The sequence below is a fragment of the Spirosoma aureum genome, from assembly GCF_011604685.1.
Taxonomy (GTDB): Bacteria; Bacteroidota; Bacteroidia; order Cytophagales; family Spirosomataceae; genus Spirosoma; species Spirosoma aureum.
On the sequence record NZ_CP050063.1, the window covers coordinates 1,197,751 to 1,220,132 of the forward strand.

Annotated in this window: 15 protein-coding genes; 11 read left to right on the forward strand and 4 right to left on the reverse strand. The window is 42.1% G+C overall.

What is annotated here, in order from left to right:
• Window positions 1-72: 72 nt before the first annotated feature.
• From ispE to G8759_RS04885, 3 genes are all read left to right on the forward strand, one after another.
• Window positions 73-879 (forward strand): 4-(cytidine 5'-diphospho)-2-C-methyl-D-erythritol kinase, encoded by an 807-nt coding sequence (gene ispE / locus G8759_RS04875; RefSeq protein ID WP_167205751.1) that lies wholly within the window; start codon window positions 73-75, stop codon window positions 877-879.
• A gap of 82 nt (window positions 880-961) precedes the next feature.
• On the forward strand, window positions 962-1,570 hold the full coding sequence (locus G8759_RS04880) for a cytochrome c oxidase subunit 3 (protein WP_167205753.1): 609 nt from the start codon (window positions 962-964) through the stop codon (window positions 1,568-1,570).
• A 74-nt stretch (window positions 1,571-1,644) separates the two neighbouring features.
• The gene (locus tag G8759_RS04885; protein ID WP_167205754.1) at window positions 1,645-3,621 is read left to right on the forward strand and encodes a M1 family metallopeptidase; all 1,977 of its coding nucleotides are present in this window, start codon (window positions 1,645-1,647) and stop codon (window positions 3,619-3,621) included.
• A 92-nt stretch (window positions 3,622-3,713) separates the two neighbouring features.
• On the opposite strand, the gene G8759_RS04890 is transcribed toward G8759_RS04885, so the two are convergent.
• The 4 genes from G8759_RS04890 to secA form a co-directional block, all read right to left on the reverse strand.
• Entirely contained in the window at window positions 3,714-4,652 is a 939-nt protein-coding gene (locus G8759_RS04890) for a 3-oxoacyl-ACP synthase III family protein (RefSeq protein ID WP_167205756.1), read from the reverse strand.
• 410 nt (window positions 4,653-5,062) lie between these two features.
• The gene (locus tag G8759_RS04895) at window positions 5,063-6,190 is read right to left on the reverse strand and encodes a glycosyltransferase (RefSeq protein ID WP_167205759.1); all 1,128 of its coding nucleotides are present in this window, start codon (window positions 6,188-6,190) and stop codon (window positions 5,063-5,065) included.
• Between the two features lie 92 nt (window positions 6,191-6,282).
• A complete protein-coding gene (locus G8759_RS04900; protein ID WP_167205761.1) occupies window positions 6,283-7,365 on the reverse strand; it encodes a hypothetical protein in 1,083 nt (360 codons plus the stop codon).
• A gap of 117 nt (window positions 7,366-7,482) precedes the next feature.
• The gene (gene secA / locus G8759_RS04905) at window positions 7,483-10,881 is read right to left on the reverse strand and encodes a preprotein translocase subunit SecA (RefSeq protein ID WP_167205763.1); all 3,399 of its coding nucleotides are present in this window, start codon (window positions 10,879-10,881) and stop codon (window positions 7,483-7,485) included.
• Window positions 10,882-11,106: 225 nt separating this feature from the next.
• Here secA and G8759_RS04910 point away from each other — a divergent pair, with 225 nt between their 5' ends.
• The 8 genes from G8759_RS04910 to G8759_RS04945 all read left to right on the forward strand — a co-directional run bounded on the left by G8759_RS04910 (window position 11,107) and on the right by G8759_RS04945 (window position 22,365).
• Complete coding sequence (locus tag G8759_RS04910) at window positions 11,107-13,491, forward strand: SLBB domain-containing protein (RefSeq protein WP_167205765.1); 2,385 nt, start codon at window positions 11,107-11,109, stop codon at window positions 13,489-13,491.
• Between the two features lie 24 nt (window positions 13,492-13,515).
• On the forward strand, window positions 13,516-14,598 hold the full coding sequence (locus G8759_RS04915) for a Wzz/FepE/Etk N-terminal domain-containing protein (protein ID WP_167205767.1): 1,083 nt from the start codon (window positions 13,516-13,518) through the stop codon (window positions 14,596-14,598).
• A gap of 7 nt (window positions 14,599-14,605) precedes the next feature.
• On the forward strand, window positions 14,606-15,577 hold the full coding sequence (locus tag G8759_RS04920; RefSeq protein WP_167205770.1) for a GDP-mannose 4,6-dehydratase: 972 nt from the start codon (window positions 14,606-14,608) through the stop codon (window positions 15,575-15,577).
• Window positions 15,578-15,585: 8 nt separating this feature from the next.
• Window positions 15,586-16,950, forward strand: coding sequence for a lipopolysaccharide biosynthesis protein (locus G8759_RS04925; protein ID WP_167205772.1), 1,365 nt, complete (start codon window positions 15,586-15,588; stop codon window positions 16,948-16,950).
• 115 nt (window positions 16,951-17,065) lie between these two features.
• Window positions 17,066-17,788 (forward strand): class I SAM-dependent methyltransferase, encoded by a 723-nt coding sequence (locus G8759_RS04930; protein ID WP_167205774.1) that lies wholly within the window; start codon window positions 17,066-17,068, stop codon window positions 17,786-17,788.
• 164 nt (window positions 17,789-17,952) lie between these two features.
• Entirely contained in the window at window positions 17,953-19,053 is a 1,101-nt protein-coding gene (locus G8759_RS04935) for a glycosyltransferase family 4 protein (protein WP_167205776.1), read from the forward strand.
• 120 nt (window positions 19,054-19,173) lie between these two features.
• Window positions 19,174-20,454, forward strand: coding sequence for a hypothetical protein (locus G8759_RS04940; protein ID WP_167205779.1), 1,281 nt, complete (start codon window positions 19,174-19,176; stop codon window positions 20,452-20,454).
• A gap of 234 nt (window positions 20,455-20,688) precedes the next feature.
• A complete protein-coding gene (locus G8759_RS04945; protein WP_167205781.1) occupies window positions 20,689-22,365 on the forward strand; it encodes a glycosyl hydrolase family 28-related protein in 1,677 nt (558 codons plus the stop codon).
• Window positions 22,366-22,382: the final 17 nt, after the last annotated feature.

Consider the following 22,382-nt stretch of genomic DNA (forward strand, 5'->3'; position numbering starts at 1 on the left):
TATGAATGATGAGGCACCTGTAGTACATTCATCGTTCATAACGGCACTGGTATCCCGTCATCATTTGCGTCAATGCTTACTTTCCCAAACGCCAAAATAAACCTCGGACTGCTCATTACCGAAAAACGCACCGATGGTTTTCATAATCTTCAATCTTGTTTTTATCCGGTCGGATGGACCGATATGCTGGAAGTAATTTCGGCAGAGAATTTTAGTTTTAGCAGCAGTGGGCTCCCCATTCCCGGCAATGCTTCGACAAATCTCTGTGTTCGTGCTTATGAGTTGGTAAAAGCTGATTTTGACTTGCCGCCGGTTCAGATGCATTTACACAAAATTGTTCCAATTGGGGCGGGTTTAGGGGGCGGCTCTGCCGATGCTGCTTTTGCGCTCAAACTTCTGAACGAACAGTTTACATTAGGCTTGAGCGTTTCGCACCTGCAGGCATATGCCCGAAAACTGGGTAGTGACTGTGCATTTTTTATTGAGAATAAACCCGCCTATTGTCTCGAAAAAGGCGATGTATTTGAAGAAATAGCCCTTGATCTAAGTGGCTATTACATCCTGCTTGTTTACCCAAACCTAGCCATTTCTACCGCCGAAGCGTATGCGAATATACGCCCTCGCAAACCTGAGCAATCCTTACGGAAACACCTTCAGGAACCGATTGAAACCTGGCGGCAAACGGTCCATAACGATTTTGAAACCAGCCTGTTTCCGGGCTATCCGGTATTGAGCGAAATCAAACAGCAGCTCTATGATTCAGGAGCGGTTTATGCCAGCATGAGCGGTTCCGGTTCAACAGTATACGGAATTTTTAACGCCCCTCCACTTGTCCCAAACCAATTTTCGGATTACAACGTTTGGCAAGGAAGACTTTAAACCAGTTTATGTTCTGTAGTTTCTGATTCAGGATTATATTGACCGAGGTCTAACCAGAAATTACAAACCACGAAGCTCACCAATGGGTAATTTCATCACGAAACGGCGGGAGCCGTTCCGCTTTATGGTTTGGCTTGGAATTGCGAGTAGCGTCATGCTCTTCACTATTCTTCTGGTAACCTATATTATCCGCCGAACCGGACCAGACTGGGTCAATGTGAAATTGCCCAATGTGTTTTTAATCAGCACGGTAGTAATCGTCCTGAGTAGCTTTACGCTTAATAATGCAACCCAGGCGTTTCGGCACGAACGCTTTGGCAGTTATCGCACAAATATTGCGACGACGCTGGTGCTGGGAACCTTGTTTATTCTACTTCAGGGCTGGGGCTGGCGACAGATGATTTTAGCGGGTATCAAATTAGAAGGTAATCCGGCGGGCGGTTTTGTCTATATCATCTCTGGAATACACTTGCTACATATTTTAATTGGCTTGATTTTTTTAGTTATAGCGTTGGCTGAAGCGTTGCGCCGTCGGCCTTACGTCGACTCGTTTGTTTATAGTGTCAATCCGCCCAATCAGCTTAAAATCCGACTTATTACGCTCTATTGGCATTTTGTCGATATTCTTTGGGTAGGCCTGTTTGTGTTTCTATTGATTCATCATGGTCTTGATTTACGGCTACCTTTCTAATTACTGGTAAACGTGACCATCCAGTTTTACTACTTTATCGCGTTATTTGTATAAAATCTGTTTTTAATTGCTTCATGAAAAAAATCGCTCTTTGGGCGGGGCTATGGGCGTTTAGCTTAATCTCTTTCGCTCAGAACGCACCGTCGTCAACGTCGGCAGTGGGGTCAAAATATGATCCTCTTGCTTTGTTTCATCCTTTATTCAATATGCAGCCGGGCAACGACTACAGAACCGGTAGTGGTGCCCCTGGGCCTCGCTACTGGCAGAACCGCTCGGACTACCAGATTAACGTTGCGCTCGATGATCAGCAAAATACGATTACCGGTGAGGTAACGATTACATATAAAAATAACTCACCCGAAACGCTGGCCTATCTGTGGTTACAGCTTGATCAGAATGCCTTTAGCGATACGTCCAGGGCTTCTAAAACAACGCCCGTAACAGGCGGACGATTTGGGAATCAGGGGTTTGCTGGTGGCCTTTCCATCACGAGTGTGACTGTTGATCAGGGCAAAAATAAATTCGCAACGGTTCCTTACGAGATTACCGACACCCGAATGCAGGTACGATTGGCTGAGCCAGTTAAACCAGGTGGCGATGTGGTGAAAGTCAAAGTCGCCTATTCGTTTAAAATCCCCGAATATGGTTCTGACCGGATGGGGCAATTGAAGCGTAAAGATGGTATCATCTACGAAATTGCGCAGTGGTATCCACGGATGTGTGTTTACGATGATATTGAAGGCTGGAACGTACTGCCTTATCTGGGAGCGGGCGAGTTTTACCTCGATTATGGTGATTACGAATACAATGTGACTGTCCCCTGGGATCATATCGTTGTTGGTTCGGGCGAACTTCTCAATCCAAACGACGTGCTGACCGCTGACCAGATCAAACGGTTGGCACAGGCTCATCAGAGCGATAAAACGGTTATTATTCGGGGTAAAGAAGAAGTTGCTGATGCGAATTCCCGCCCGAAAAAATCGGGTACACTAACCTGGAAATTCCGTTGTCAGAATACGCGCGATGTTGCCTGGGCTTCGTCGAAGGCGTTTGTCTGGGATGCGGCAAAAATGAATCTGCCGAGTGGTAAAGCCGCTCTTGCTCAATCTGTGTATCCGGTTGAAAGCGCCACCAATGATTCATGGGGACGCTCTACAGAATATGTGAAAGGTTGTGTGGAGTTCTATTCCAAATACCTCTATGAATTCAGCTATCCGGTAGCGACTAATGTAGCAGGTATTGTGGGCGGCATGGAATATCCAGGTATTATTTTTTGTGATCATAAAAGCCGTAAGGATGGCTTATGGGGAGTAACAGACCATGAATTTGGGCATAACTGGTTCCCGATGATTGTCGGCAATAATGAGCGGAAATTCCCGTGGATGGATGAAGGATTTAATACCTTCATCAATACCCTGTCTACGACCAACTTTAATAAAGGCGAATATGACCGGGAGCGTGGCACAATGCATGATATTGCTCCGGCGTTGTTTTATCCGGCCGAGCCGATCATGACGATCCCCGATGTGCAACAGGCGCGTGCTCTGGGTATTCTGGCCTACTACAAACCTGGTATGGGGTTGAAACTCCTGCGTGAGGTTGTTCTTGGCCCGGATCGCTTCGACTTTGCGTTTAAAAATTATGTTAGCCGCTGGGCGTTCAAACACCCGACACCTTATGATTTCTTCCGGAGCATGGAAGATGGCGCTGGCGAAGACCTAGGCTGGTTCTGGCGTGGATTTTTCTACGAAACCTGGAAGCTGGACCAGAGTATTAAAGAAGTAAAGTACGTGGATGGTTCTGCTGAGAAAGGCTCGTTGATTTCGATCGAAAATCTGGAGAAATTTGCGATGCCTGCTACCATTGAAGTGACCGAAAGCAATGGTAAAAAAGGCCGTGTGAACCTGCCGATAGAAGTCTGGCAGCGAGGTGGGACCTGGACGTTCAAATATAATTCGACATCGCCATTGAAGACGGTTGTTCTTGATCCGGATGAGAAACTGCCGGACATTAATGAAAAGAACAATACCTGGCGGGCAGAAGCTCAATAGGTGACTGCATAAAAAGGGAGTAGGGAAAATTAGTTGGAGCATTACTTATGAACCAACTAATTTTCCCTGCTCCCCTTTTTATGCTTATAAGGCTAGACTTCAATAAGCATCGCTCCGAATGAATAACCACCCCCAAAGACGGTTACAGCAATGCGCTGGCCTTTCTGAAATGTGTCCCATTGCTCCGAGAGTGCAATAGCGCAACCGGCGCAACCCGTATTACCATAATACTGAATGTTCGAGATAAGCTTTTCTTCCGGAAGGCCGAGCGTATTCATTACATTGCGTGAGATACGCAGGTTGGCCTGATGCGGAAGTACGTAATCTACGTCGGCAAGGGTCAGACCACAACGGTCAAGTACCTGTAACGTCGCCTTAGGCATATATTGACACGCATTGATGAACACATCACGACCAAAGGGCATTGTAACACCTCCATCGATGGGTTTCATCATAACCGCCGTGGTTGCTTTGGACGTGTGAGCCGCTCCGCCTGTTAATAAGGCCTTGATTGTAAAATCACCTTCACTCTGGCGCTCTTTCGTAATCAGTAGTGCTGCAGCACCGTCGCCCCATAAATGTCCGGAGATCGTATCATTCTCGTTATTATAGGCTGTATTATGTTCAGACACGATAACCAGAGCACGGCTCGCCTTGTTGAGCGCAAAATAACCTTCTACCACCTCAATAGCATTGAGTAACGACGAACAGGCCGTTGAGATCGATACGACCGGAATATCAGCAATGCCAAGTAGATGTTGAGCCTCGTGCGCCAGTGAGACGATCGTATCGTAAGGCGTATAGGTTGCCCCAACAATCAAATCAACAGTCGAGAGGTCGGCTTTGGGCATCAGCCGCCGAACCACATCAACTGTCATGGTATTTGTATTCTCACCGGGAGACGCTTTACGGCGCTCCTTAATGCCGGTACGCTCAATTATCCAATCGCTGGAAAGGCCATTTAGCCTCGTAAAATGTTCATTGCCGACTACCTCTGTGGGGAGGTAATGACTTACTGCATGAATATACATCAGGTCAAAAAAGTAAGGCTAATGCAGGCATAACCCGAATTAACATCGAAAGTTAAATACTTCCGTGAAATCGTGGTATTCAACATTAGAACAATACTATAATGTGGGGGATAAGTGATAAGATTTTTCTATTTTACTGACATAATCCCTCTACAATTATGCCATTCTGGACTTTAAGGTGTCGATGCTCAACTTTGTTTAGACTACTTTTCGATGCTATTCATTCGCATCTGACTTCCTTGTTGCGGGCCAACCATCATTAGTTTGCTACAAATCTACGAAGTAAAGGGCACTTTATGGTTTATATGGCGAATGTTGAATAGATCAAAAGTCTATAGAGTGGTTAACCGTTCCGGTATCGTTTTCGCAAATCTGAGCGTTCGGCCGAGCTGATGTGAATCCAGTAAAGCCTACGACTGGTTCAAAACCGTTTCGTAAAAGCCTAGTAATTTTTGCGCTTCTGATTCCCAATTGTAGTAATTTTTAACAGCCACCCGACCCCGTTCACCCATTGCCCGACTTTCATCGGGATGTTCAATAAGGAAAGTTAATACCTCGGCCAACTGCTTTGGGTCAGTAGGATCTATACAAAAGCCGCACTGATGCTGTTCGACCACATGACGATAGAGCGCAAAGTTGGAGGTAATCACGGGTAGTCCCAAAGCCATATATTCGAACATTTTAGTCGTATAGGAGTCCGGGTAGTCGCCAACGGCTTTGAGCAACGCAAAACCTGCTGTTGACCGGCTGGCGTAGGGGAGAGCCTGCTGTTGATCGGTATAGCCGTAGAAATGTATGTTATCCTGAATGGAGGTAAAACCGGGGAGCTGGTTCAGGTCGTTATCCGTGAAGGTTCGTTCGCCGAAAAAATGAGCCTGAAATTTCGGATGCGTTTTCTTCAGAATGGATAACCCTGCTACTAGCGTATCGAAAGCCCGTTCGACGCTCATCCACCCGATATAAAAAAAAGCTGGCTGTTCCTGGTCTGGATCATACGGCTGCCGAAATGTCTCTAAAAAAGACAGGAGCGGATAATTATAAATAATGACGTGCGCGTTCGCCAGCTGCCGATACGTATCGAGATAGGCATGTTCGGTGAAAATGAGGTAAAACCGACGTTGGGCCATTGCATCAAACCAGTAGAATAGCTGCATTACAATAGCTCCCTGATTCTGTGCCTTTTCAGGCGACTTTTTATAAAGGTTCTCGTGGACTTCATAGATAACCGGTATTCTTAACAAAATCTGAATAAATCGGGCAAGAGGTAATAGCTCAGGATCATACAAATGAAGTAGTTTAGGTCGGGTACATAGCGCGTACCAAAGCACGAAGGGTTGACTAAACAGGATTCGCAGCCATACACGCCGAAATTTGGGAAGCCATAAATAGTTAACGCCATATTTGTGACCAGTAGATACATGGGGTAAGGCTGCAATTAATTCGTAATGGGGAGCCAGACTTGGAATGACCCGATAGGCTAATCGTGGGTCCTGGGAGGGATGAGCCGTACTGACGTGCAGAATGCGGACTTTCTTCATAAAATGCCAGAATCGCAGAAGGTATTTATGCACAAATCAAGCCGCGATATGCGATTCATTTGTTTTCCTGCGCAGACGTTAAAAAGAAATAGTCATTTCTTTACCCCAAAAGTACGTAGTTCTGCGTCAATCTTTTGATTCCAGCGTTCCTGTGCTGCCTGATTGATACCATGATTGGTTTCGCCATCATACTGCTCCTGCATATGATTCATTTCCCGAAACGATTCAATAAACTGATATTGAATGATGCTGTTATAATCGTCCAGCGTAAGGCTATCCGGCTGAATCTTACGTTTGAAGCGCTCAACGATGATTTTGACAACGTCGAAATGCCGTTGTTCATGGTTTAGTGAATAGTCATTGCGCGCTTCCTGTCTGCCCCAGGATGAGTTTTTGAGCATATAGCCTTTTAGCGTCAGATTGACATTAATAATGCCATCTTTCACGGAGCTTTTACCCTCATAAGCGAAACTCGTAAATACTTCGGCCGCATAATGGCTCCCCTGGCGTGGTGTGGCCCGAAAGTCAGCCCAGGTTAGTTTACGGGAAGGATTGTAATGCACCGTATCATCATCCGTAATGCGGGTATCATCAATAATGGTGACGTTGAGACTTTTAGCCAGTTTTTCATTCTGTCCTGCTTCCCGATTCATGTAGTCGTTCAGGCTTTTTAACGAAGCTACCAACGCTTGGCGAATGGTCGGTTCGATCACGGAAAGCTGATTAAGGGGGCGGGTATAATTGGCACTTCCCCGGTATTCGGTCAGGCGTGTGCTGGTTTCGTTTCCGGAATCGTCTTTCCCTAATAGCTCAAAGGCAGCGGCAAATGTGAATGTGCCCGTTACGCGATTGCCATTGGCTGTTTCGCTTACTTTACATTGGCGAATTCGCATGGCAATAGGCCGCAATGATCGATTCTGCTTTAAATTCTGATTGATAAACTGCCGGAAATGCGAAGCTACGCCATCATCCAGATCAACGGGTTGGGCCGATTGGTTGAGCATGAGTGCCAGCCGGGCAATTGGGCCCTGCTCTGAACGCTGGTCAGTAACAGTCGCTATATAAAACTCTTTTGGGGTAAAGGGCAACGACTGAGGACTGAGCCGGATAGGGCCAACTGGTGGAGAAAAAGAGAGAAGTCCCATTAAAACCAGCCCCAATAATGCGTTTTGCATCTGCCTTAAAAAACGGCTCATCATGTTTATACGAGCATTCTGTATAAGCATTGGTTTCTTACAAAAACGCCCCCCGAATATACAATCCGGGGGGCGTTCTACCAACAATTGATCGGGTTATTCGATGAGCATTGCTTTGCCGCTTACGACATCGTTTTCAACCGTCTTAAATTTGACATCACGTTTTACGGAGCCATCAGCGTACTGAACGTTTACTCGCGCATTACGGTCAAGTTTAGCTACACGCGCTGGTTGGCGAGGTGGTTCGACCGGCATGGGTGGAGAGCCAGCGCCCATTGCGTTGTTTTCGGCCATTCTACGTGCATACTCTTCCGGACCTGTGGCGAGGTGATCATCGTCAAAGTCTTCCATGTTCGTATGTAGCTTTGGCTGTGGTTCTGGCCGGCGCTGAGCTGGAGCTTGCCGAATTTCCTGCTGTACCTCTTCAGGTTCCTGAGCCGGAATGTCTGCTTTGGTCAGGAAGCTGATCGTGTCGAAGTTAACTTTGTTCAGGAAACGCTTGAACAACTCCACCGATTCGAATTTATAAACCAGCAAAGGGTCTTTTTGCTCAAACACCGCGTTTTGTACTGACTGTTTCAGGTCGTCCATTTCGCGGAGGTGCTCTTTCCATTCCTGGTCAATCACCGACAGCGTAACGGCCTTTTCCATCTCCGTCACGATTTCTCGTCCACCCGATTCCACAGCTTTCCGCAGATCAGCAACAACCGTTAATTCATGAATACCGTCGGAGAAGGGCACCACAATATTTTTGATCTGGCTGCCTTGCTCATTGAGCACCTGGGTCAATACGGGCAACGCCTTATCGGCTATTGCGTGGTTCTTGGCCTGGTATTGCGATTCAGCTTCGTCATACAAGCGCCGGATCTGGTCGGGTTTTTTCAACCGGCCAAACTCTTCACTTGTCAGCTCCGGCGTAACACCTAGTGTAGTTAACAACTGAAGCTTTACTTCTTCGTAATTGCCTTCGGCATTGTTAACGGTTTCTTCCACAACGTCATACATTGTGTTGGCAATATCGAGCGGTAACCGGTCGCCAAAGAGCGCGTTTCGACGCCGTTTGTAAATAGCTTCCCGCTGATAATTCATGACATCGTCATATTCCAGCAACCGCTTCCGAATTCCGAAGTTATTTTCTTCGACTTTCTTCTGCGCCCGCTCGATCGACTTCGTGATCATGGAGTGCTGAATCACTTCGCCTTCTTCGAGTCCCATTCGGTCCATGACTTTGGCAATCCGTTCGGAACCAAACAGGCGCATCAGGCTATCTTCGAGCGATACGAAGAATTGCGATGTACCTGGGTCGCCCTGACGTCCTGAACGACCGCGCAGCTGCCGGTCGACCCGACGTGATTCGTGCCGTTCGGTACCAATAATAGCCAGACCACCTGCCGACCGTGAATCGGGCGTCAGTTTAATATCCGTACCACGTCCGGCCATATTCGTGGCAATTGTTACCGTACCCGGCAAACCGGCCGAGGCAACAATTTCGGCTTCGCGTTGGTGGTACTTTGCATTCAGGACCTGGTGCTGAATTTTACGCAGCGTTAGCAGACGGCTTAACAACTCGGAGTTTTCGACTGATGTAGTACCGACCAGAACGGGTCTGCCTTTTTCGACTAAACTCGTAATTTCATCGACGACCGCGTTGTATTTTTCACGCACCGACCGGTAAACTTTATCTTCTTCATCTTTCCGGCTAATGGATCGGTTCGTTGGGATAACGACCACATCCATTTTATAAATCTGCCAGAATTCAGACGCTTCGGTTTCTGCAGTACCCGTCATACCCGCCCGCTTATGATACATCCGGAAGTAGTTCTGGAGTGTAACCGTTGCGTAGGTTTGCGTAGCGTCTTCAACTTTTACGTTTTCTTTCGCTTCAACTGCCTGGTGTAAGCCATCCGACCACCGGCGACCTTCCATAATCCGCCCCGTCTGTTCATCAACGATTTTTACTTTACCGTCCATGATGACGTATTCCGTATCGCGTTCAAATAAACAGAACGCTTTCAGTAACTGATTGACGGTATTAATGCGCTGTGTTTTGACGGCGTAATCACGAACGACAGATTCTTTATGGAGAATTTTTTCCTGTTCCGAAAATTCGCTGTCTTTATCGATCGCATTCAGATCGATCGACAGGTCAGGCAGAATAAAGAAATTAGGATCTTCACCCGAACCTGTAATAAAATCAATACCTTTTTCGGTTAGATCAATGCCATTATGCCGTTCGTCGATGGTGAAATAGAGTGGCGCATCGGCTTCGGGCATCAGCTTCTGGTTTTCGGCCAGATAAATGGACTCCGTTTTCTGGAGCAGTGCTTTATTGCCGGTTTCGGTCAAAAACTTGATAAGCGGTTTGTGTTTCGGCAAACCACGGTAGGCCCGAAATAACGATAGTCCCCCTTCTTTTTCGTCACCAGCCGCGATTTTCTTCTTGGCGTCGTTCAAAAAATCGTAGACTAACTTGCGCTGTGCCTCAACCACGCGTGCTACACGGGGCTTGAGTTCAATATAATCCTGTTCATCACCGCGGGGCACCGGGCCACTGATAATTAACGGAGTACGGGCGTCATCGATCAACACGGAGTCAACCTCATCCACCATAGCATAATGGTGTTTCCGCTGAACCAGCTCACCCGTTTCGCGGGCCATGTTATCGCGGAGGTAATCGAACCCAAATTCGTTGTTTGTTCCGTACGTAATATCGGCCAGGTAGGCATGCTTCCGGGCTACTGAGTTGGGCTGGTGTTTGTCGATACAATCGACCCGAAGACCGTGGAATTCAAAAAGCGGAGCCATCCATTCGGAGTCACGCTTGGCTAGATAGTCATTGACCGTAACGATATGCACACCACGTCCGGCGAGGCCATTCAGGAAAGCGGGGAACGTAGCCACAAGGGTTTTACCTTCGCCCGTGGCCATTTCAGCAATTTTACCCTGATGAAGCACGACACCGCCGATAATCTGAACATCATAATGGACCATATCCCATTTAATCGGACTGCCAGCTGCATCCCAGCTATTCGCCCAGTGGGCCTGATCACCATCGATAACGACGTTTTTCTTCCGGGAAGCGATCTCGCGATCAAAATCATTGACGGTTACGGTCAATTGCTCGTTTTCGGTAAATCGACGGGCGGTTTCTTTGACAACGGCAAAGGCACGGGGCAGGATGTCTAACAGAACACGTTCCAGTTCGACATTGCGATCTGCTTCGAGTTTGTCGATCTGGTTAAACAGACGCTCCTTCTCGTTAACATCTACATCGGGGTGGCTGGCTGCCTCACTAAGTTCAGCCAGTTGATTGTCAATGTCGCCAAGTTCATCAGCGATCTGAGCTTTTAGCTCATCCGATACCCGGCGCAACTCGTCATTGGAAAGGTCTTTTAACCGGGCAAATTCGGTATTGACCTTCTCAACGTAAGGAAGCAACTCCTTGATATCCCGTTGTGATTTGGTACCGAAAAATTTAGCTATCAGATTAATCATATTTTCAGAAATAAGTATCGGCTTTCGTTCAGTAGTTAGCAGACAGTAAGATAGGCACTGCTGGTTGCAAACCACCGATCACCATTTTTCCACAAATTTAGTGCATTACAATGGGACTACAAGGTAAGTGTTACATTGTCAGATACACCTTATTGTATGGGAATGATGTTTTAAAAGGAATCTATTACTTTTGCGAATCAAATATTGGCCCAACAGCCGCTGTTCATGCGTACCACCGACAAATTGTCACGTTTTAACCACCGTATAGGACCGTTTTATATTGGTTTAGTACTATTACTACTGACAGGAACGTATCAGGCTAGTGCCCAGGCCCCTCGTTCGCGCGTTGATCAACTCAGTGACGAAGACGTACAGAATTTTTACAAGCGGGCACAGGCCAGCGGTTTAAGCGAAGCCCAGATTGAACAGGCAGCAATGTCGCAGGGCTATACGCTGGATGATATAGCGAAGATGCGAAGACGGATCAATGACCTTCGTACGCGAACATCACAGCCTCAAACAGAAACGGGCACTGTAACCGGACGAACATTGCCGACAGATCTTTCTCAGCGAACAGATTCGTCATTGACGACTGGCGTACGTAAGGATACAAGTCGAAAATTACAGGTTTTTGGAGCCTCGTTATTCGAAAATGCCAAACTGTCATTTGAACCCAATCTGCGAATTGCTACTCCCCGTAGCTACGTAGTTGGCCCGGATGATGAAATAAGAATCGATATTTCGGGCGCATCAACTGGTGAATTTCAGTTGAAAGTTACGCCGGATGGCACAGTAAAGGTGCCTAATTTACCTGCCATCTTCGTGGCGGGGCTCACCATTGAACAGGCAGAACAACGCATCATTGCCCGGTTAAGGCAGGGGGGCTATCAAGGCCTTGGCCAGTCTGGGAGTGGGACTACGGCCAACGTGACACTGACCAATATTCGTAGTATTCGCGTTACACTGGTTGGTGAAGTCGTTCGGCCGGGGACATATACGATCTCATCGCTGGGAACAGCGTTTAATGCCCTTTATCTGGCAGGAGGTCCTAATCCGGAAACAGGCTCATTCCGAAAAATCAATATTATTCGGGGTAATCGCGTTATACGTACGGTCGACTTGTATGATTTTATTCTGAAAGCCGACCAACGGGACAATGTACGGCTCCAGGATCAGGACGTTATTCGGGTCGCCGATTACGAAACGCATGTTGAATTGACAGGACAGGTACGAAGACCGGCTATTTTTGAAGTATTGCCCGGCGAAACATTAAAAACAGTCCTGGGTTTTGCAGGCGGTTTTGCCGACGATGCCTATCAGGCGTCGATCACGCTTCGACGTAATACGGCCCGTGAACGGCGTATCGTTACAATTACCGAAGAGCAGCTGGCTAGTTTTATCCCGCAGCGGGGTGATAAATATTTTGTTGGAAAAATTCTGGAGCGTTATGAAAACCGGGTTCAACTGGCAGGTGCTGTGATGCGCCCCGGCGATTATGCGCTAGAACCGGGCCTCGAGACAGTGAAACAATTGATTGGCCGGGGAGAAGGGCTACGGAAGGACGCCTTCACGAATCGAGCTACCATTGTACGGGAACGAGCGGATATGGATCGGGAGAATTTATCATTCGATTTGGGGAAGCTTTTACGGGGAGAAATTGCCGACATTCCACTTCAAAGTCAGGACAGCCTGACCGTATTGTCGATTCGGGATTTGCGGGAACCTTATTATGTAACGATTGAAGGGGCTATTAATCAGCCTGATACTGTCGCTTTTGTGAATAATATGACGGTGGCCGATCTGATTGCCCAGGCGGGTGGCTTTCAGGAAGGTGCCAAGCCAAATCTGGTTGAAGTCGCCCGACGTATTCGACAGGATTCAGCGGGTATTCGCACTACCATGCTGGAGATATTCCGGTTTTCAGTTGATCGCAATTTGCAGATTACACCAATAGAAAGTACCTCGCCGGAATTTCGACTACAGCCCTTCGATATTGTTTATGTCCGAACGTCGGTTAATTACGAAGCGCAGAAACAGGTAACGATCTATGGCGAAGTCATGCAACCCGGTAATTATGCTATCTATAATCGAGAGGAGCGTATTAGCGATCTGATAAAACGGGTGGGTGGATTAAAGCCCGAAGCCTACATTGCTGGTGCCCAACTTCGGCGGATGGGCCAAGTAGTCGGAAATGACCTGCGAAATATTCTTAACGATCCTGGCTCTGAAGAGAACCTGCTGCTTCAGAATGGCGATACCTTATTCATACCCCGCCGATCAGAAATTGTATCTGTTCAAGGTGGTGTTTTAAACCCTTCATCAGTCAGTTTTAAGGGTGATTATAAATTTGAAGACTACATTAGTGAAGCAGGAGGATATACTGAAAATGCCCGGAAAAGCAAAGGATATGTAGTGTATCCAAATGGTCGGAAAGATCGAACACACCGATTTCTGTTTTTTTCGTCTAGACCAACTATTGAGCCTGGCTCAACGGTGATCATCCCCTTTAAGCCCTTAGATACAAATAGGTTAACTTCGGCAGAGCGCATAGGAATATTCTCTTTATTAGCAACAGTATCGATTGCTTTAGTTAATGTTCTACTTCGTTAATTACTTTCTTCTACAAAATTAATCATGTCAGTTACAGAGACAAAAAGAAAGGAAACCAATGATGAGGACGAAATCGAAATTCGGCTAAGCAATATTGTGCGGTTTTTAAAAAGAAATCGTTGGCGAATTCTTGTGTTTACGCTGGTGGGATTTGTTTTGGGCTTAGTATATGCTTTTTCGATAGAAAATCAATATAGCGCTCAAGTCAGAGTTTTACCAGAAATGGAATCGAAAGGTGGTGGGCTAAATGGATTAGGTTCATTGGCTGGCCTTGCTGGAATTGATATTGGGGGTGTCGCAGGTGGAGGAATGGATGCCATTAGGCCTGATATATATCCAGATGTATTACATAGTGTACCGTTTGCTCTTTATCTCTTAAAGCAACCTGTTTATTCGCAGCTATTAACGAAAGAGACCACACTAGAATCATTTCTTAAAGAAAAAAGCGGACGAACACTGATAAGTAATTTATTTGGTTCAAAGGCTAATGAAGATACTAGCCCAGTACTTGATCCTAACCATAGAAGCAAGACGCTAGAAATTACTAAGTTTCAGGAAGTGCTCGTTAGGCAGGTACATAAATCGGTGTCGGCTACATTTGATAAGAAAACGGGCTTAATTACTGTTTCCTCGACCCTGCCTGATCCAGTTGTAGCAGCAACTGTAGCCCGGTTGTCACTGGAATATTTAACAAATTATATAACGAGTTATCGAACGGAGAAAGCTAGAAATCAAGTTCGCTTTCTCACTCATCAAGTAGAAGATACAAAAAAGAGATACCAAGTAGCTGAATATGCTTTGTCGAATTACAGAGATAAAAATCGAGGTTTATTTTTGAATACGGCAAAGATTGAAGAGCAGAAATTACAATCCGATTTTTTGCTGGCACAAAATGTATATGGGGATCTTTCCAAACAGCTTGAACAAGCCAAAATTAAGGTAGAAGAGCAGTCGCCAGTTTTTAAAATTTTAGAGCCAGCGCAAATACCTTTGAAGAAGAGCGGGCCTAACCGTATATTAACTATACTCAGTTTTGTCGTTTTGGGTAGTGTTTTTGGAACTATCTTTTGTGTGATACGAACGTTTATTTTTAAGTCAGCTAATTAATTGTGAAGTGAAGACTGCGCTAATATGTGGAATATCAGGTCAGGATGGAGCATATCTGGCAAAGCTCTTGTTAAGCAAGGGGTATAAAGTATTTGGGGGTTCTCGTGATGCCCAAATGTCTTCATTTGGAAACCTAAACCATCTAGGAATAAGGCAAGATGTTGAAACTGTTTCAATAAGTATTAATGATTTTAGATCTGTATTACAAACTTTACAGCGAACAAAGCCGGATGAAGTTTACAATTTAGCAGGCCAAAGCTCGGTTGGATTATCATTTGAACAACCAGTTGAGACATTGGAAAGTATTAGTATTGGGACACTTAACTTACTGGAGGCTATTCGCTTTACCGGCCAGCCAATACAATTTTATAATGCAGGTTCTAGTGAATGTTTTGGCGATACTGGTAGCGAAGCCGCCAATGAGACAACTCCCTTTCGGCCACGTAGTCCATATGGAGTAGCTAAAGCTGCTGCTTTTTGGCAGGTGGCTAACTATCGCGAAGCTTATCGGTTAAAGGCATGCACAGGAATTCTTTTTAACCATGAATCTCCTTTACGACCAGAGCGTTTTGTTACACAAAAAATTGTTGCGGCAGCCTGCCGTATTGCAAAGGGTAGTAGCGAAACTCTGACTCTAGGTAATATAAATATTGCTCGTGATTGGGGGTGGGCGCCCGATTATGTGGAAGCTATGTGGTTAATGCTACAACAAGAGCAACCTGACGATTATGTTATTGCTACAGGTAAAACTTGTAAATTAAGTGATTTTATAAACGTGGTATTTAAGACGGTAGGCCTCAGCTGGCAAGATCATGTTCGGATAGATAATTCGTTTTTTCGTCCAACAGATATTGAAGAAGGACATGCTAATCCAACTAAAGCTGCTAAAGAATTAAATTGGGTCGCAAATTATTCAATGGAGACAATTGGCCAAATAATGGTTGAAGAATGGTTAAAAAAGTTAGATAGAAATAACTAATTGCCTTAATGAAAAGTATTTCACTTCAATATGTTCGCGAACAGATACGAAACACTCATCCGCGCACTCGAAAGGCTCATTTAAATACTATCTGGGGATTGGGTGTTAAAGGTGGCGGTATGCTTATTTCATTATTATTAGTACCAATAACAATCGATTACTTATCTAAAGAGACTTACGGTACATGGTTGACAATTAGCTCAATCGTGACAATGTTATCATTTCTTGATATTGGTATTGGAAATGGATTGCGCAATAAATTTTCTGAAGCTGTTACAAAAGATGATAAAATTTTAGCGAGAGCCTATGTGAGTACATCTTATTTGATTTTTGGTTTAATTCAATTAGGACTTATTTTGTTATTTTTAATCTTTTTTCAGTTTGTACCATGGCAGAAAATTTTTAACACACATATAAAAACAGAGCCACTTCAACTAGTTATAATGACAACGTTTGTTGCTATGGCGATAAAGTTGGTTCTAGACATACTCACTTACGTTTTACTGGCGCTTCAAGAATCAGGCCGTGTAGGATTTATTAATTTATTATCAAATATATTAATACTTACTGGGACATATACCTTATCAAAATTAACTCACGGAAATCTAATATACTTGGCAATCATTACTGTTTCAAGTCCTATAATAGTATTATTAATAAGCGGGTATTTTTTATACAAAAACCAATTGAAAGCGTATAAACCGTCGTTAAGTTTAGTTAGAATTAAGCATGCGAGGAGCTTATTATCATTAGGCTATAAATTTTTTTTTATTCAGATATCTGTGATTGTACTTTTCTACACGGATAACCTCATTATCACACAATTATTTGGACCATCAGAGGTAACTACTTATAATGTGGCATTTAGATATTTTAATGCGGCAAGTACATTATTTGCGATTGCCATTACCCCCTATTGGTCAGCATTTACAGAAGCTGCAGTAAGATTTGATACTTCATGGATGCAGAAATCACATCGTTACCTTCAGAAGTTATGGATAGGCCTAGCCGCCATAGTAGTATTAATGGTAATTGCCGCTGATTATGTTTATTCACTATGGGTAGGTGATCGCGTAATGGTTCCAATGGAACTGAATATTTGCATGGGAGTGTTTATATTGGTGAGCTCATGGAATAGTATCATAGCAGCTGTTGTTAATGGGTTGGGGAAAGTACAACTTCAACTTTACTATGCTTTATTTTCAGCAGTTATCAATATTCCTTTAGCTATTTTGCTTGGAAAAAAGTTAAACATGGGAGCTTCAGGGGTAATTTTGGCAACTAGTTTATCTTTACTTTTTTGTTCACTAATAGGTGGTCTGCAAGTAAGAAAACTTATGTCTGGCACCGCGAAAGGTATTTGGGATAAATAATTTAAATTTTCTTATGAGTATGTCTTGCCCTATTTGCGAATCCGCTGCCTCTCCTTACTGTACAGCCAAAGTTCTTGGCAAATATGATATACAGTATTTAAGGTGTAGGAGTTGTATGTTTATTTTTACTGAGCCCCCATACTGGTTAGATGAAGCTTATAGCTCAGCAATTACCAAGTTAGATATTGGTTTAATAATTCGCAATGAGGCAATGGCCCCTATCGTTAAATCAGTAATCAATAAATGGTTTGATCCGAATGGACGCTTTATTGATTATGGAGGAGGATATGGTATGCTGGTGCGTATGATGCGGGATAGAGGGTTTGATTATTATAGACAGGATATTCATTGTGAAAATCTCTATGCAGAATCATTTGATATTGTAGATATTCCCCCCTTTAAGGCTGAAGTATTAACAGCCTTCGAAGTGTTCGAGCATTTGATTGATCCTGTTGCCGAATTAGAAAAAATGCTTGCTCTGAGTGATACAATATTATTCTCTACAATGGTGCAGCCCCATGGAGATGTTTCGCCTGATTCATGGTGGTATTTTACTCCTGAAACTGGGCAGCATATAGCATTATATAGTAGAAAATCGTTACAGGCTTTAGCTGATCGTTTTAATCTAAATTATAATTGGAACGAACAGGATGTTCATCTGTTTAGCCGTAAAAAAATTAATAATAGTTTATTTAAAATTATCACGCATCCACGTTGGGGACGCTGGTATAATACTATCTCAGGAGAACGAGATACTTTTCTACAAAAAGATTTTTTATCGGTGCAAAAACGATTAAGAGAGAATCTTATGCCACCTTCAAAAACTATTTTAGATTGAAATTCTTGCTTTACTATTGGCCTATTGTTGTAAGGCAAGTAAAGCACATATTAAAGCATATCTCTTGCTCATATTAAAGTTTTCTTGAAAAGATTGATAACGTCAAGTTGTAGTTAGTTATATAATTTTCTCAAAAAAATATTTTAAGTAACCATTTTTATTAAATGAATATTTTCTTTGATTACCAGGCTTTTGCTTTACAACAGTATGGAGGAATATCTAGATATATTTGTGAGCTTATCACTGGTATCAATAAGAGCGTAAACAATAAAGCGCATTTGTCTCTCTTTTGGTCAAATAATGCGCATTTGCAGGAATACAATTTGCCTATGAATTCGTATCCTTTTAAAACGAAGTTTAGTAAAGCACTTCATATACCAAATAAATTATATAATTTTTGGGATTTTAAACCGGGGAAATACGATATCTACCACAGCACATACTTTGATTCTTTTTTAAGTAAAAAAGTTGGCGCCATTCCAATGGTTACTACTTTTTATGATATGATTTATGAGCGCCTTTCAGATCAATTCATTGAACTCTCTGCAGATAAATTGATTATTCCTCAAAAAAAGAAAATAGCACAAAGTTCTACTCATCTAATTGCCATATCGGAGAGTACTAAGCGTGATATGATTGAATTGCTTGGTATAGCTCCTGAAAAAATCACAGTTATTTATTTAGGAAGCTCATTTGCTATAGATGAGTCTGATACAAGTAAGGTAACTTCGATTGTTGATGGACCATATTTATTGTATGTTGGGAATAGATTTGGTTACAAAAACTTTATTCCATTTTTGCGTTCAGTTGCTCACATATTAGTTAAGTATAAGATTAAGTTAGTATGTGCTGGTGGTGGGAGTTTTACACAGGAAGAAAAGAACCTTATTAATGATCTGTCAGTAAATGAGCTAGTTCAGTTTAGGCCTATAAATGACATTATCCTAAAAAAACTATATAAAGATGCAACTGCATTTATATTCCCTTCCTTATATGAAGGGTTCGGTATTCCAGTTCTAGAAGCTTTTTCATGCAGATGTCCTTGTATTGTAAGTAATAATAGTTCATTACCTGAAGTAGCTGGTGATGGTGCTTTATATATTGATCCTACAGATCCAGATTCTATTGTTAATGCAGTTGAGAATATACTATTAAATGATAGCCTTAGATATGAACTGACTCATCGGGGAACACATCAGTTAACTCATTTCTCTTGGCAACGAACAGTTAATGAAACCCTAAATCTATATAATCAACTAACTTAAAAAATTAGTTAGTTATGTTAGTTAAAGAACAAAAAAGATCAGATTTGTGAATGTTATTATAAAAATGAAAAACATAAGCAGTAATATTAAAATGAGCTTTTAACTTTAAAACATTATTTCATGTATTATTACGAGAAGTACGATATTGTTATAATGGTATTGTCCTTTCTTTTCTTCTCTTTTGTACTATTTGTACTATTAAGGAGAAGGATTACTTCAATAATTGATCCACTTGTATCTAATATAATCTGGTGCGCTAGCGGTTTAGCGTTACTCACGGGATATTTTTTTGAAAAATCTGTGAACCTTGATGGACTCACCTTTTTTTTATCGTATATTATATATATTACTGGTTTGTATGTATTCTTAGGTAATCCATCAAGGAGTATTTCAACTTTAGAGAGTGGATTGAATAACAAGAAAAACGTCGTTATTTTTTTTGTTTGTATAGTATTAAATATACTTAGTCGATATGAATTTATTCTGTATGCAATAGAAAATCCATCAATTACACACTGGTTCTTTTATAAATTTATGCAATGGCAAGGTCGTAGTTTCTGGCAATATATATTGCAAATTGGAGCTAGGCCTTTTTTTATTTACTATACTTTTGTATTACTAAAAACAAAAAAAGAGTGGAGATATTACCTTATTTCAGTATTAATCATAAATAGTGTTTTAGATATAATAGCTGGTGGTAGGTCATCGTTGCTTGGTCTAGTTGAGGCATATGGGTATTTTATATATTATTTTAAACCCTTATATTCTAACAAGACGGTAAATAATTTAAATTGGTACGGAATAAGTTTTCTTGCGCTATCCATATTGAATAGCGTTTTAGTGACGTCTGTTTATAACAGTGAAGTATCGCTGGCAGAAAGTAGCATGCATATGGCAAATCGTGTACTTAGTGCAGGTGATGGTTTAGAAATGTATCTTTCCAATAATGCAGCAGTTCACATTAAAACGGGAATTGGCGAATATATAAAAGCCGTTTTTGGGATTTTTATAAAACAAATTATACCAATTGATACGCAATCAATAGGATGGAAACTCTATGAGCTAGAAAAAGGAATAATATCTCCTATTTCTGTTGGGCCTAATTTTATTCTACCTCTGCAGGTAATTTTAATTGGAAAGCTTTTTGTTATTCCTTATACTATATTAATTAGTTTTATTGTTGCTTTCTTACGGGGTAACAAAATTTCAAAAAAATATATTAGTAGCCAGCCTTTGTCGTTTGTTCTAGGGCTTTTGACATTTCAGCTCGTTGTTGATGCCGAATTTTTTATTTTACAATTGTGTGCATGTTTATTTATTTATTTTATTTTCATATATCCTATTAGAAAATTTACATTTAATTTTGACCTCCCTCTGTTTAACTGGAGTGTTTTGAAATAAAGGGTTCATCATACCCCTTATTTGACCAAGCAATAAACAATCGAGTTATAAAACCCAATGAGCTTATGAGCAATGAAAAAAGTTGAGTGTTTGGGTCTTCAATATATTGGAGCATTAAAGATTGAAAATCGGACGTTCGTTAAGTTTGGTACACCCAGATACAAATTATATTCCTCGGTATTTGTCTCAATACTGATTTTAATTTAAACTTATATAAATTATACCTGACTGCTGATGAAAATCTCATTATTCTTTACTTTAATGTTAGTCACTTTATTTTGTCAAGGGCAGAAAAAAACTACTAATTTACCCAGAGAATCTACTGAGATCAGTAAAGAGTCTCTTTCTCCAAAACCTGACGGTTATTGGTATATAAAAACGAAAGCAGGTAAAGAAGTGCCCTTGAAAATAGACCCCAAGGCAAATAACTTAACTACGTATCAGAGTATTGCAAAACTTAGAGAATCTATTTTAACCAATGCTTCAGCACCTGCAACCGTAAATATAACCGACAGTGGTAAACAAGGGATTTTCATACTAGATACTAATGATATTACTACGCCTGATAATACAGGTACTGTACTAGTGACGCGTTCAAAACTGCGTTACAAACGCGTAATAGAAGGTGCTATATCAGTAAGATGGTTTGGAGCTAAAGGAGATGGTTCTAATACGGATGATTCACCAGCAATTCAAGCGGCTATTAATTTTGCTACAGAACTTCAGGATCCAGCAAAGGATGGCGCCTTTAGCTCTAAATGGAAAGGTAGAGATCTGACGGTTTATCTACCACTTGGTACTTATAAAATAAACCATACTATTCATATTTCTGGTACAATAAAGCTTCAAGGCAGTGCCGGTGGGGCTTATGCTGGAACACAATTGATACAAGGTGTAACGGGAATTTCAATGATTAGCCTTGATGCTGGAAGCGATAAAGTATCTAATGCAACTGTCATTGAGGATATTATTTTTAAATCAGGTTCTGCAAAACAAAGTCCGACAGTCTCACAAATTATTATTGGTACGGGAAATGGCAATTCTAATTACATTCGAAACTGTTGGTTTCAAACACCAGAAAATTTGGCTATTTGGATTACAAAAGGTGGAGACATTCAAATATCAGGCTGCACCTTTGATGTAGTGCCATTTCAAGCGATAGCAATTGGAAAAACAAGCCAGCCGCCCGTTGTAGATGTAAGTATTATGAACAATACATTTTTTGAGGTTTCACTTGATATTATCCGTCTTTATAGTGGTAAAGGAATAACTGTATCGAACAATAGGGTATCAAATAGTATCAATTCAAACCATTCAACTACGTTCATAAACGGCTACGGCGCAGATATAATTACATCCTTATCTGTAACAGGTAATGAATATACAAATGTTCGTAATTTTGCAAATTTGCCTATTCATTTGTTCGGATGCAGTATCAGTAGTAACGCTGGATATAATACAGATGGATATTTTATAAAGGCAAACCAACCCGGAGTAATTTATGGAGTTTCAATAATTGGGAATAGCATTTATTCAAGTGCTGCGAATAAGAATAATAAGTTAATAGATATTGCAAACAGTTCTGGGCTACAAGGTTCTGCTATTGTTGGTAATTCATTTTATAGTATAAATGTGACGCAATTAAATGCAATATCGATGCCCAGTGAAAACAATCTTAATAATGAAATTGCTCACAATACGTTTACGAATATTGCATCGCCCTATGCTGTTAATGCGCCAGAAAAAAATGGTATAATCAATATTAAATCGTTCGTTTCAATTGAAGACAAGACTCCTGTTGCAGGAGATTTACTTTATTACGATGGTACAAAATGGACTCGTATACCAAAGGGCACTAATGGGCAAATACTTAAAATGGTTTCTGGAGTTCCAGCTTGGTCTATTCCATAAAACTAATTCCAATTGGC

Coding starts and splice junctions, on each gene's coding strand:
- secA (WP_167205763.1), bottom strand. CDS start 10,881: ATGATTAATCTGATAGCTAAATTTTTCGGTACCAAATCACAACGGGAT.
- G8759_RS04925 (WP_167205772.1), top strand. CDS start 15,586: ATGAAAAGTATTTCACTTCAATATGTTCGCGAACAGATACGAAACACT.
- G8759_RS04910 (WP_167205765.1), top strand. CDS start 11,107: ATGCGTACCACCGACAAATTGTCACGTTTTAACCACCGTATAGGACCG.
- ispE (WP_167205751.1), top strand. CDS start 73: ATGCTTACTTTCCCAAACGCCAAAATAAACCTCGGACTGCTCATTACC.
- G8759_RS04935 (WP_167205776.1), top strand. CDS start 17,953: ATGAATATTTTCTTTGATTACCAGGCTTTTGCTTTACAACAGTATGGA.
- G8759_RS04940 (WP_167205779.1), top strand. CDS start 19,174: ATGTATTATTACGAGAAGTACGATATTGTTATAATGGTATTGTCCTTT.
- G8759_RS04930 (WP_167205774.1), top strand. CDS start 17,066: ATGTTTATTTTTACTGAGCCCCCATACTGGTTAGATGAAGCTTATAGC.
- G8759_RS04900 (WP_167205761.1), bottom strand. CDS start 7,365: ATGCAAAACGCATTATTGGGGCTGGTTTTAATGGGACTTCTCTCTTTT.
- G8759_RS04885 (WP_167205754.1), top strand. CDS start 1,645: ATGAAAAAAATCGCTCTTTGGGCGGGGCTATGGGCGTTTAGCTTAATC.
- G8759_RS04890 (WP_167205756.1), bottom strand. CDS start 4,652: ATGTATATTCATGCAGTAAGTCATTACCTCCCCACAGAGGTAGTCGGC.
- G8759_RS04915 (WP_167205767.1), top strand. CDS start 13,516: ATGTCAGTTACAGAGACAAAAAGAAAGGAAACCAATGATGAGGACGAA.
- G8759_RS04945 (WP_167205781.1), top strand. CDS start 20,689: ATGAAAATCTCATTATTCTTTACTTTAATGTTAGTCACTTTATTTTGT.
- G8759_RS04895 (WP_167205759.1), bottom strand. CDS start 6,190: ATGAAGAAAGTCCGCATTCTGCACGTCAGTACGGCTCATCCCTCCCAG.
- G8759_RS04880 (WP_167205753.1), top strand. CDS start 962: ATGGGTAATTTCATCACGAAACGGCGGGAGCCGTTCCGCTTTATGGTT.